The sequence below is a fragment of the Streptococcus suis genome, from assembly GCF_002964045.1.
Lineage (GTDB): Bacteria > Bacillota > Bacilli > Lactobacillales > Streptococcaceae > Streptococcus > Streptococcus suis_U.
In genome coordinates this window covers 1-11876 of the sequence record NZ_POPB01000197.1, presented here as the reverse complement: position 1 = coordinate 11876, position 11876 = coordinate 1, and the positions used below count along the sequence as shown (strand labels likewise).

General features: G+C 43.8%; 7 protein-coding genes. 1 reads left to right on the top strand and 6 read right to left on the bottom strand.

Annotated elements, in window-relative coordinates:
* Positions 1–160: 160 nt before the first annotated feature.
* The 6 genes from C1E99_RS01555 to C1E99_RS01530 form a co-directional block, all read right to left on the bottom strand.
* On the bottom strand, positions 161–6574 hold the full coding sequence (locus C1E99_RS01555; protein ID WP_161951124.1) for a pullulanase: 6414 nt from the start codon (positions 6572–6574) through the stop codon (positions 161–163).
* 114 nt (positions 6575–6688) lie between these two features.
* Positions 6689–7627 (bottom strand): LacI family DNA-binding transcriptional regulator, encoded by a 939-nt coding sequence (locus tag C1E99_RS01550; protein WP_105206399.1) that lies wholly within the window; start codon positions 7625–7627, stop codon positions 6689–6691.
* 164 nt (positions 7628–7791) lie between these two features.
* On the bottom strand, positions 7792–8535 hold the full coding sequence (locus tag C1E99_RS01545; protein WP_105206398.1) for an amino acid ABC transporter ATP-binding protein: 744 nt from the start codon (positions 8533–8535) through the stop codon (positions 7792–7794).
* A 9-nt stretch (positions 8536–8544) separates the two neighbouring features.
* Complete coding sequence (locus tag C1E99_RS01540; RefSeq protein ID WP_029187119.1) at positions 8545–9204, bottom strand: amino acid ABC transporter permease; 660 nt, start codon at positions 9202–9204, stop codon at positions 8545–8547.
* Positions 9205–9223: 19 nt separating this feature from the next.
* Entirely contained in the window at positions 9224–10033 is an 810-nt protein-coding gene (locus tag C1E99_RS01535) for an amino acid ABC transporter substrate-binding protein (RefSeq protein WP_105206397.1), read from the bottom strand.
* A gap of 149 nt (positions 10034–10182) precedes the next feature.
* On the bottom strand, positions 10183–10809 hold the full coding sequence (locus C1E99_RS01530; RefSeq protein ID WP_105206401.1) for a CHAP domain-containing protein: 627 nt from the start codon (positions 10807–10809) through the stop codon (positions 10183–10185).
* 154 nt (positions 10810–10963) lie between these two features.
* Between C1E99_RS01530 and C1E99_RS01525 the strand changes: the two genes are divergently transcribed.
* Positions 10964–11728 (top strand): alpha/beta fold hydrolase, encoded by a 765-nt coding sequence (locus C1E99_RS01525; protein WP_105206396.1) that lies wholly within the window; start codon positions 10964–10966, stop codon positions 11726–11728.
* Positions 11729–11876: the final 148 nt, after the last annotated feature.

The window sequence follows — 11876 nt, the reverse complement described above, 5'->3', positions numbered from 1 at the left end:
CTAATGTGAGTTTCGTCGCTTTTCATTATAGGTCATATGGGACCTTTTTTCTATATTCAAAAAGGCTCCATAATTTCCACGGTGTTCTTACCCACTACAGAAATTATAGAGCCAGAAAACAACCACAGCAATCTGCTATGGTTGTCGGGAGGAAAGCTTACTATTCTTCTGATTTTTTATTTCTTCCTTGTGCAGCAACTGTCAAACCAAGTCCAGCAAGTCCGAGACCTAGGAGTGCCAAATCGTTTTGACGGTCTCCTGTAGCTGGTAGGCTTTCTTTGTTTGATGTACTTGTTGTAGCTTGTTCAGACACTAGAGCTGTTGGAGCAGATAGACTTGGTTTCAATACTTCTTGCTTCACAACTGCGTCTGATTTCGCTACTTCTTTTATCACTTCCTTGCTACCATGGACAACAATCCGTGCCTCTCCATCGACTACTGTTTCAGATAACAGATTTGTTGCTACTACCTTGCCGTCAACCAAGACATCTTGATAAACCAAGACTCTCTTACCTGCCTTACCTTCTTGAAGCACATAAGATTGACCTTTTGCAAGAGTTGCATCATAGCGAACTTCCTCTACAATCGGAAGGACAGATTCTTCTGTACGTTCTTTGGTAGTAAGGTCTAGGGTTGGTTTTTCTTCAGCAGTAGGTGCTGTATCTGGAACTTCTGTGATGATATGAGGCAAACGAATCACTGTTGCAGTCAATGGGGCAAGCACAACTGCGCTATCAGTCAACTCAACACCCACTAAATCAGACAATGCTTCTACACCTGCACGTTCACCATCGACCAGCACTTGACCCTTCAGCAAGTCTTTGTAACTATCAGAAAGAACAAAACTGCGCTCCTTGCTGTCGGCGTTAACAAAGACAGCATAGCGGTCCCCATTGCTTGCAATGGTTTGATAGGCAATGACCACATCATTTGTAGCAATGCCATTTTGACCTGGAATTGAAATCAAGCTAACCTTCTGTTCAACTTCTTCTTTTGTTCCCAAACGGAAGGCATCTGTAGATTTGCGCAAGGCAATCAATCCTTTTGTAAAAGCCTGAGTACGGGTATTCTCTGGATAGAGCGCCTCATCTGTCGCTTTGGTCCAGTCAAACTTGTTGACCGCATCCGATGAATCGTAAGAATCATGAATGTAGTATGGATAGTCAAATGGCGTACCATCAGCATTTGTCAACAAATGCGCCTTGTTTGGTACCTTGTCCTCTGAAACAGGTGCCTTGTAATCAGGATGGCGGAACTGTTTGGTCCGTCCATACTCCTGACCAGAATGGATAAACGGTGTCCCTTGAGCAGTCAAGACTAGCAAATTACCCAAACGTTGACGTTGGTGAATTTCAGTATAGTTTTCAGCAACTGACGGATCCTTCTTGATGGACTGAGCGATAATATCAAAGAGGGTCAAGTTATCGTGAGCAGCAATATACTGAATCACATCACCTGGATCATCTGCCAAGAAGTTGCCTGGTTGTGCCTTGATGTTATTGAAGACAGACTCAACACTCTTAGCACCGCCTGTGATAAAGGCTGGCTGGCCTTCGTTTGGATAACCAGATTTAAGTGTATTGCGAATGTCATCTGAGAATACCGCAACCGTATCTGTTGAACTCATCCAGTCTTGGTCCGCTGGCTGAACAGGCTGATTGGCATCGCCTGTAAAGGTTCTCCAACCTTCACCAAGCATAATGATGTTTGGATTGAGTTTTTGTGCCTCGGTAAAGGCCAGCTCAATCGCTTCGGCATCATGGTCCCCCATCATATCGAAACGGAAACCATCTACCTTAAATTCGTCCACAAGATACTTGATAGAATCAACGAGGACACGGCGACTCATATAATGAGTTGTTCCGAGACGACCACCACCAAAGCTTGATTTAGCCGTACCATCTGCCTCCATAAAGTGATAATAGTTTGGCTCTAAATCTTCAAACAAGAAAGTCTTAGAAGTGTGGTTATAGACCACATCCAAAATCACACCCATGCCTTGTTTGTGGATTTCATTGACTAGGTTTTTGAATTCCTCGATGCGTTTCATTGGATTGGTCGGATCTGTAGAATACATACCTGTAAAGGCAAAGTAGCTCTGTGGATCATAGCCCCAGTTGTAGTTGCTGTTGCTAGAAGCGTACTCGCTCATCCGCTCTGCATTTTTCAATTCATTGACATAATAGTAGCTCATAACTGGTAGCAACTGAATATGGGTCACACCCAGGTCTTTGAGATAGCTGAGACGCTCTGCAAAGGCCGCAAAGGTACCGAACTGAGCTGTCAATTCATCAGAAATAGCAGGATCTGATGTGAAGTCACGTACATGGGCTTCATAGATAATGGCATCTTCACGCTGATTGAAGTTAGGAATGGTGGCATAGTCCAAACCACTTGGACCAACTTCTGATGGATCCACAATCGCAGCTTTTGCAATCCGATAAGATGGATCTGTATCTGCCAAATCACTATTCCACTCCGCTAAAGACTTAGCATATGGATCTAAAACAAGAACAGCTTGATCCCCACGAGTGATTTCATAATGGTAGTAGTAACCACGATAGTCCGAAATACCAAGACCTGATTGACCGTTTAATTCGAGGTCCCATTGTCCCTTATCGCCCTTGGTCATGGCCAATTTGCCTACCACCTTAGACTGGTCATCCTTATCATAAAGAACAACTGCTACACTGTCTGCACTTGGAGACCAGAGAGTCATATCAACGACACTACCAGCCTGACTCACACGCGCACCAAGTTCTCCATCATAAGCATAGAGCTCATCCTTCAATTGCCAGCTCATAGTTGTTGTGAAGCTATCATTGCCATATTTGAGGGTATAGCCCGCATTTTCTTGGTTGAAATCCCCGAGGACTCGCACCTTGTTGCTGGTAAGGTCCAAGACAAGGTCCGTCACAGCAACTGTCTGACCATTCTTATCTGTTACAGACAATTTCTCCAAGATGCTATCCTTATCCGCACCTTCCAATGTAGTAAAGGCTGCTTCTAAGGCTGTTAGGCTAACGTGAGAAACACCTGTCACACGGACATTATTGACAAAATAAGGGTTGGTGTAAATAGTCGCATCATCATCTTTGAGGAAGATTTGTGTCTGATTTTTCAAATCTTTAAAGCTATAATCTTTCTGTTGAATCTTCACATCATCTCCTGACTTGCTTTCATCCAATAGCAAGAAGCCAATGGAACTTGGTAAATCTGTCAATTTGACATCAATATAGGCGCCATACTTGCCTTGATTTTCAAAATTAATACCATCTGGCCAGTCACCCAAGGTAAGGTCAGTCACATCACCCCAGATCCAGAGACCTTTTTGGTCATAATTGCCATCGGTACGGAAGTAATTGATACGGATGTAGCCTTCTTTAAGCGGTTGATAGAGGCTGAGTTGATAATTCTCATCAAACCAAGCTTCATTCATCTTGGTGCTAATTCGCTCAATAACTTTATCGCCGGTTATATTTTCCCCAGATGTATTATTAATCAGAAGACTGATTTTGCTGGCTGTTTCACCTTTCATCTTGATATCAAGATAATAGCCATTGTCATCCTGTTTAGCCGTGCTGAAATTGGTTGCACCTGTTGGCCAAGCACCAACATCTGACGATGGTTTTTCGACATCATCCCATGTCCATAAACCTAGGCTAGATAAATTTTCAGATGGTAGAGTTTTAAAGTGAACACGGAAGTAGCCAGCTTCAATTGGCTCTTCAGTCGCTCCTTGCACACTTGCATTGACAATGTCACCTGCTTGAGTCTGAAGGAGCATGGTGCCACCTTGACCGATTGTTGGCAGTTCGACTTGAACAACCCATTTACCGTCTTTCTCGATAGCTTGGTAAGATTTTCCTGTGTATGCATCTGTTACAACCACATCTTTACCAGATACTTCAAGCGCCATTTCCTTGTTCTCGGTATTGGTTGAGAAGACAAGATAGGCAGCTTGATCTTGGTAACTGCGTTTGCTGATCAACCAACCTTGGCTATCATTTCCAGCAAGGCTGCTTGTATCACCTCGTGAGAGCAATGTTGAATTGGCATTACGGAAAGCCAATAATTTCTGATAGTGGTCTGTGATGTCGCTAGTCTCTACCTTGCTCCAATCGAAATCGTACCGGTTGTCATAAACTGGCCAGTTGTTTTGTCCAGATTGCCCCACTTCTTCACCGTAGTAGATAACTGGCTGACCTTTAGCAGTAATCAAAAGACTGGCAGCCAATTTCAGTTTGTCCAGATTTCCTTCTTTTTCTGCGCCACCGAGACTGTAGAGGAAACCATCTTCGTCGTGACTGCCCAAGAATTGACCCAGAGAAGCTGCACTAGTCAGAACCTTGCTACGTTCTTCCAGCTCTTGTCCAGCTGCTTTTAGTTGACCATTGACCAGATATTTGGCAATATCCTTGAAGCCAAAGTCCAACAAGCTGTCCATAGTACCTACTCCCAAGTCACCCTTGGTATCTTTATAGTTAGCTCCCCAAGTTTCCCCAATCAAGTGGAAGTCAGGGTCTCTATCCACCAATTCATTTTTGAAATGTTGCCATGTGGTATCATCAACGTGTTTGACTGTATCGACACGGAAAGCATAGATAGAATTGCCCTTGGCAGTTGTTGAGCGTTCCAACCAAGATGCCTGCCAAGCAACCAACTGATTGCGAACAGCTGCTTCTTCTGTCTTGAAGTCTGGTAAGCCAGATAATGAGCCTAATTGGTCATCTCCCTGCTTATCTTCTTCCTTAGTTCGTACCATACCTGCAAAGGTTTCTTCTGTACCATAGCCAGCATGGTTAAGCACCACGTCAACAACAATGTTTATTCCTTTTTCTGCCGCGGCATCAATCAATTCGTGGAAGTCGGCTAAACTTCCCAAATGCGGATTTAATTTCTCAAAATTAGATGCCCAATAACCATGGTAAGCATAGTACTCTCCATCTGTAGCGCTACCGACATTCTGTGGAATATTTTCCACAATTGGTGTCAACCAGATAGAATCCACACCCAATTCTTTCAAGTAATCCAGCTTGGCTGTCACTCCTTTGAAGTCACCGCCTCGGTAAAGACCGCGTGGGTTGGAGACCGTTCCTTCCACCAGCTTATCATTGCTGGTGTCTCCATTGTAGAAACGGTCTGTCATCATGAAGTAGATAACTTGCTCATCCCAGTCTTTTTCACCTTCTGCCTTGATACGCTCTGTAATGGTCACATCTAATTTTGTTTCGTAGTAACCGTTGTCCTTGTCATAGACCTTTACAGGAAGACTATAGGTCCCTGGCGCTGTGCTAGACGTCGCTTTAATGGTCACACGATTGAGCTCAGTAGAGATTGGCACAAGGCCTCCGCCGATGGCACTTGTATCGACTTCCATTTTGACAATCTCAGCATTTTCAGGGTTGGTGACAGTTACAGATACCAAGCCGCTTTCATTGTAGTTGAATGGTGCTTTGCTACTAGCCTCAAGGGTCACATTTTTTGTACCCGGAGTCGCCTTGCTGGTATCAAGTTCTACTTTCTCTTCGATAAAATATGGATTGGTATAGACTTTGTCGTCGTCATTGCGAAGGAAAATTTGGCTATGCCGTTTACGATCTGCAAAAGCTAAATCAATGGTTTTGTTGCCAGCCAAATCTGGATTATTCTGATTGATTAGTAGAAATCCAAGCTTAGAATCTAAACCGTTCGATAGAGGAATGTCAACATAAGCTCCGTATTTGCCAAGTTTAAAGTCCACGGCACCTGTTGGCCAGCCATCACTCGCTTCAGTCGTATCGCCCCAAGTCCAAACGCCCCAACCTTCATAATTGTTGTCTTCACGTGTGTAATTGATGCGGAGAACATTTTCATCTTTGAGCGGCTCATAGCTAGACACGCTGTAGTCACTAGCGATCCAGGCTTCATTCTGTTCCGGAACAAGAAGCTCCACTTTTTGGTCCGATTCTGTTATTTTTTCCCCATTCTTGAGGACCAGATAGCCAATCGTTCCTGGTATCTCAGATTTTTTAATATCAACGTAATGGCCGTAGTCATCTACCTGACTGCTTGAAAAATTCGCCGTATCCGTTGGCCATTGATTCCCATCGGACGGCTCTGCCACTCCTCCCCAAGTCCACAAACCTTGGCTTTCTGGTGCTGTTTCATCTACATTTTCAAAGTGCAGACGAATGCTGCCTTCTTCGATAGGGGTTTCTGCTGCGGCTCTTTCTACCACAGGTGTTGCAGTAGTTGCAAGCGGAGTAGCTGAAGCATTATCTACTGTTTCAACAACCTCAGTGACTGCTGGAGCCTCAACCGTTTCAGATACTCCAGTAGGACTTGTATTGGTTACACTTGATACAGTTTCACTTGTCGATGCTCCTCCAGACTGTTCCGAAACACTGGTTATAGTAGCTTCCGCAGGAGCAGCCACTTCCTCGGCATGAACTACTTGACCGACTCCAGACATCAGAAAAGCTGTCGCAATACCGACGGATGCAACTCCGATATTAAATTTACGAATGCTAAAAAATTGTTTTTTCTCAAACATTCCTCTTGATTTCATCTCACGAATAGATTTCTTTTTCATAGGCTCCTCCACGTAAATTGATTTTTATAGTATAAGTATATACAATAGCACCTAGTCTTTGCAAACGTTTTCTTAAATGTTATCGGTAACAAAAATCATCAAAAAAAGAAACTACTATGGCGTAGTCTCTCGTTCAATCAATTCAGCACGGTCGAAATGAGCCAAGCTGGTCAATGGTTTTCCGTCCAGCATATCCATCAATCGCTTTACACTAATTGCTCCCATTTTTTGAATGGGTTGCTTCATGGTCGTCAACCTCGGATTTGAAATCCTATCGATAAAAAATCCGTCAAATCCAATCACGCCAACATCCTGAGGAATCGATTTTCCAATCGCTTGTAGCCCCCTTGTAATTCCCAGTGCTAGGCGGTCCGAAGCACAGACAAAGCAAGTCTTATCTGGTAAATCGTCGAGATTTCTGATAAAGTCTTCTGCGACGCGAGAATGATTGGCCAAGCGATACAGGCGACTTTCTCGGTCTTTCATAGCCTTTTTATAGCCTTCTTCTCGTCTTTCTTCAAATGACTCTAGTAAATCAATACCCACAAAGAAAACCTGTTCATATCCTTTTGATAGGGCAAATTCTGTCGCTAATCGAGTGGCTTCCTTGTTATCTGAATCCACAAACGGTAGCCCCTCACTATTTTCTCCAAATAATATGAGAGGTTTACCTAAGCCTTTCAACCATGAAAAATCTGACTTTCTGGCACCTGTGACAATATAGCCATCACACTGATCCGTCACTAACTTCGCATCGGTTACCAATTGCAAGGTATAATTTCGTTGATTCAATTCTGCTGCAATCCCTCGCAATAAATCGATATAATACGGCTCAACGACATCCATTTTTTCAAGGATGACCACCTGCACAATCAGGGTCCGTTGCTGGGCCAAGGCCTTGGCGACAACATTTGGCTTATAATTTAATTCTTCCATGGCTTTCGTCACCAACAGTCGCAATTCGCGTGTCACCTGCTCTGGATGATTGATAACACGCGACACTGTCATCTTTGAAACATTAGCTAACCTAGCTACATCTGCTAAAGTTGTCATCAGCCCCTCCTACTTTTCTTATTCATATTTTCTCATATTTTGTGCAAACGTTTTCTTCGTTCTATTATATCTAATTCCAGTAAAAAATGCAAAAGTGTTTTGAAGGTTATAACATCTATTTCTTTAGGTATGAGAAAAACACCAGCATTGCCAGTGTTTTCCTTCTATAGTTCTTCTTTCTGAATCCGAGCCAAGAATTGCTTGGTTCGTTCTTCTTTTGGCTGGTCAAAAATATCTTCTGGTCGGCCTTCTTCAATAATTTGGCCTCCATCCATGAAAATCACACGGTCGGCTACTGCACGCGCAAAGCCCATCTCGTGTGTCACAACCACCATGGTCATCCCTTCTTTGGCCAACTGCATCATGACAGACAAGACCTCTCCGATTAACTCGGGGTCGAGAGCAGAGGTTGGTTCATCAAAATAGATGACCTCGGGACTAGTTGCAATAGCTCTGGCAATGCCGACCCGTTGCTGTTGACCTCCTGATAGCTGGCTCGGATAAGAATCATATTTGTCCGACAGGCCAACCTTATCCAAGGCTGCCTTACCAATTCTTTCAGCCTCTTGTTTGGGTACTTTCCGAGCTACAATTAAGCCTTCCGTCACATTTTGCAGGGCAGTCTTATTGGCAAAGAGATTGTAGTTTTGAAAAACGAAGGCTGTTCGCTTGCGGATGCCTGCAATTTCCTTCTTTGTCATCTGAGCCAAGTCATAGCTGTCCTCACCGAAGACTAAGTGACCCGCGTCAGCTTTTTCCAAAAAGTTCAAGGAACGAAGAAGGGTTGTTTTTCCGGAGCCAGATGGTCCCAAAATAACAACCACCTCTCCTGGATTGACCTCTACATCAATGCCTTTTAATACCTCTTGACCATTGAAGGTCAGCTTTACTCCATTTGCTTGAATCATCTGAACCTCCTAATAGACCGCCAACTTCTTCTCGCCATAGGCTTGAAGCTTGGTCAAAATAGTTGAAAAGAATAGATAAATGAGAGCAACTTCACAATAGAGGGCAAATGGTTCATAGGTCCTTGCCGCAATCTGCTGAGTCGCCATAAACATCTCCAAGACCGTGATATTGGCCGCTAAAGATGTGTCCTTAACCAATCCAATCAAGGTATTCGATAAGGGCGGAAAGGCCACTCGAAAGGCCTGTGGGAGAATAATCCGACGCATGGTCTGGGCAAAACTCATCCCGACAGAATAGCCAGCCTCCAACTGCCCCTTAGGCACGGACTCGATAGAAGCCCGTATGGTTTCCGCGGCGTAGGCACCTGTATTGACAGAAAAAACCAAAACCGCAGATGGAAAGGCATCCAAGACAATTCCTAGACTTGGTAGCCCAAAGAATATCACATAGAGTTGAACCAAGAGTGGCGTCCCTCGAACAACCCAAATATAGAAACGAGCCACTTGTTTGAGAATGGGAATCTGAGCAATTTGCACCAAGGCTGTCCCAATAGCAATGATTAGACCAAAGATAAAAGACAAGATGGTCAGTGGAATCGTCACCAATAATCCTGGGACAAGGATTTGCGTAAATGAATCAATTAATAATTGCCAAACTCTATCTGTCATCGTTTCTCCTATTTATTCTTTATTTGGCTTTAGATACATCCTCACCAAAGTATTTGTTTGAGATTTCTGCCAATTTTCCTTCGCTAGCCAATTCTGCCAAGGCTGCATCGATTTCTTTTACTAGGTCTTCATTTCCTTTAACCACTGGGAAGGCTGTTGTGGAAACATCGTCTGTCAAGGTCACCAGTTTAATCGGTGCATCTGCGTGTTGCTTGAGGTAATCCAAGTAAACCAGGTTATCGTTGATGGTTGCATCCACACGGTTTGTATTCAACAACTCAACAGCCTGTGCAAATCCATCTACACCAACAACTTCAGCACCGTTTTCACGCGCCAAATCTGCCCAGTTACTAGTTAAGCTGTTGGCTGATTTTTTACCTGCCAAGTCAGCAAAACCTGTAATCTCTGTATTGTCTTTCTGAGTTACCAAGGCTCCATAGATATATGTATATGGTGTTGAAAAATCGTATTTCTCTTTTCGCTCGTCTGTCACGCCAACCTGGTTAGCAATGGTATCAAAACGTGCTGCGTCCAAACCAGCAATCATGGAGTCCCACTTGGTTTCAACAAATTCGACCTTAACGCCCAATTTTTCAGCAACTGCTTCAGCCACCTCTACATCGTAACCGACCAATTTTCCGCTCTCGTCATGGTAAGAGTAAGGAGCGTAAGCACCTTCTGTACCGATTTGAATGACACCTTCTTCCTTGATTTGTGCCAAGAGAGTTTGGTCCGTGCTGCTTGATGAGCTAGTTGATGTTGAAGAACTGCAGGCCGCTAAAGTAAAGGCTGCTAGGGCCGTTGTTGCAAATAAAGCTAATTTTTTCATAATAATCACTCTTTCTTTTTCAGATTTTACTATCATATCACGAAAGAATCTTATGAGCCAATATATAATTTCTATCAAGGGTATAAAAAATTTAAAACGAAAGCATGACAGTGAAAAAAGGCCTACAAGACCTTTAAACACTCTTATGTTTATACCCCAGCTGGAGGGTAAATATAGCTAACTGTTCCAGCTCCTGTCTCCAGTGGATTGAACAATCCTCTGTAATTTGCTACGGTCATATTGCCATTATAATTTGATTCTACAATCTGAATCAGTCCATTCTCTCCAACTTCGGTTACTACACCGACGTGACCATAACCACCATCTGTCCAGACGATGACTGCCCCAACTTTAGGGGTCGTACCTACTTCATAACCTTGCGCTGCTGCACTTGCAGCCCAGTCTCCACCATTCCCCCAGTAATTACCTACCCAGGGTGCTGCTTCCTTTGCACCCCAGGTACATTGACCTACTGGATAAGTGTTAGCTGTGTAGGTTACTGCTACTTCTGAAACCATATTGGTTGCAAGGGCTTCTTGGGCTGCAGATTCCGCAGCAGCTTTAGCTTCTGCCGCTGCCTTGGCCTCTGCAGCAGCTTTTGCAGCGGCTTCCTTTTGCTTTTCCCCCTCTACTTGAATCGTTAATGCCTCAATTGTCGGGGTATCTTCTGATATGCTGTCTGCCTTTGCTAAGTCCTGTCCCAAAGTCAGCATTCCTCCCAACATAGCCATAGCAAGAACAGTTTTCATTGTTTTGTAAAGTGTTTGTTTATTCATACTCATCAAATCCTTTCAATTTACTTCTGCATCTATCCTAACCAACTAATCTTGCACAAGACTTAAAGAAATGTGACTAGTAGGTTAACTTTTTTACAGACAGTTAACAATTAGCTTTCAGCATGCTATAATAGAAAAAAGTCAGGAGGAGAATATGAAAGATATCGTTTTGATTCACGGAACCTGGTGCGATGGTTCTGTTTGGGGAGACTTTGCTACGAAATTGGAACAAATGGGTCTACGAGTCCACACGCCCAGCCTACGCCACCATGACTTACCGTATAACGAAGTCGCAAACAAGGTCGGTGCCGTCAGCCTGACAGACTATGCTGATGATTTGGTCGCCTTGGTTGAGAGCCTAGATGAGCCACCACTTCTTTTGGGGCATTCTCTGGGCTGTCTACTAGCCCAAATGGTCGCAGAACGCACTCCGGTGGCTGGCATGATTCTCATGGGACCCGCCCCAACAGCTGACATCCTGGCCCTCTATCCGACCATGTTAGCCAGCTTTTTACCGCATTTCCTTCGCTGGGGATTCTGGAAAAAGCACATGCCACCCTATAAAAAAGCCTTCTTTAACTACTGTCTAAATGCTCAAGACCCAGAGATAAAGGACGGACTCTACCAAGGCCTAGTCCCAGAATCTGGCAAGGTCTATACCCAAATGGCATTTCCTTTTTTGGATAAAAGCAGAGCTGCCTATGTTGATTTCAGCAAGATGTCAGGACCTGTCCTCATTATCACTGGAAGCGAAGATAAGATGACCGTTTCTGCCATCGCTCGGAAAACAGCACAGAATTACAAAGATTCAATCCTGATTTCCCTAACAGGAGCAGATCATATGTACCCGATAGGCAAATTCCAAGACAAGACCCTGTCCGTTATCCATGCTTGGTTGAGCGAGAAAAGTTATCTATAAATAGCCAAAAACGACCTCCAATAGGGAAGTCGTTTCAGACTGAAGACAAAGTCCTTAGAATTGATTTTCTAAGGGCTTTTCTTCGTATTTAGGAGTATAATATAAGAAAAAGGACTTATGAGGTTCTCCTATGCTACACAAAGAAAAA

Excerpts from the sequence above, each read along its gene's own strand:
- C1E99_RS01555 (WP_161951124.1), bottom strand. The coding sequence starts at position 6,574 with ATGAAAAAGAAATCTATTCGTGAGATGAAATCAAGAGGAATGTTTGAG.
- C1E99_RS01550 (WP_105206399.1), bottom strand. The coding sequence starts at position 7,627 with ATGACAACTTTAGCAGATGTAGCTAGGTTAGCTAATGTTTCAAAGATG.
- C1E99_RS01545 (WP_105206398.1), bottom strand. The coding sequence starts at position 8,535 with ATGATTCAAGCAAATGGAGTAAAGCTGACCTTCAATGGTCAAGAGGTA.
- C1E99_RS01540 (WP_029187119.1), bottom strand. The coding sequence starts at position 9,204 with ATGACAGATAGAGTTTGGCAATTATTAATTGATTCATTTACGCAAATC.
- C1E99_RS01535 (WP_105206397.1), bottom strand. The coding sequence starts at position 10,033 with ATGAAAAAATTAGCTTTATTTGCAACAACGGCCCTAGCAGCCTTTACT.
- C1E99_RS01530 (WP_105206401.1), bottom strand. The coding sequence starts at position 10,809 with ATGAATAAACAAACACTTTACAAAACAATGAAAACTGTTCTTGCTATG.
- C1E99_RS01525 (WP_105206396.1), top strand. The coding sequence starts at position 10,964 with ATGAAAGATATCGTTTTGATTCACGGAACCTGGTGCGATGGTTCTGTT.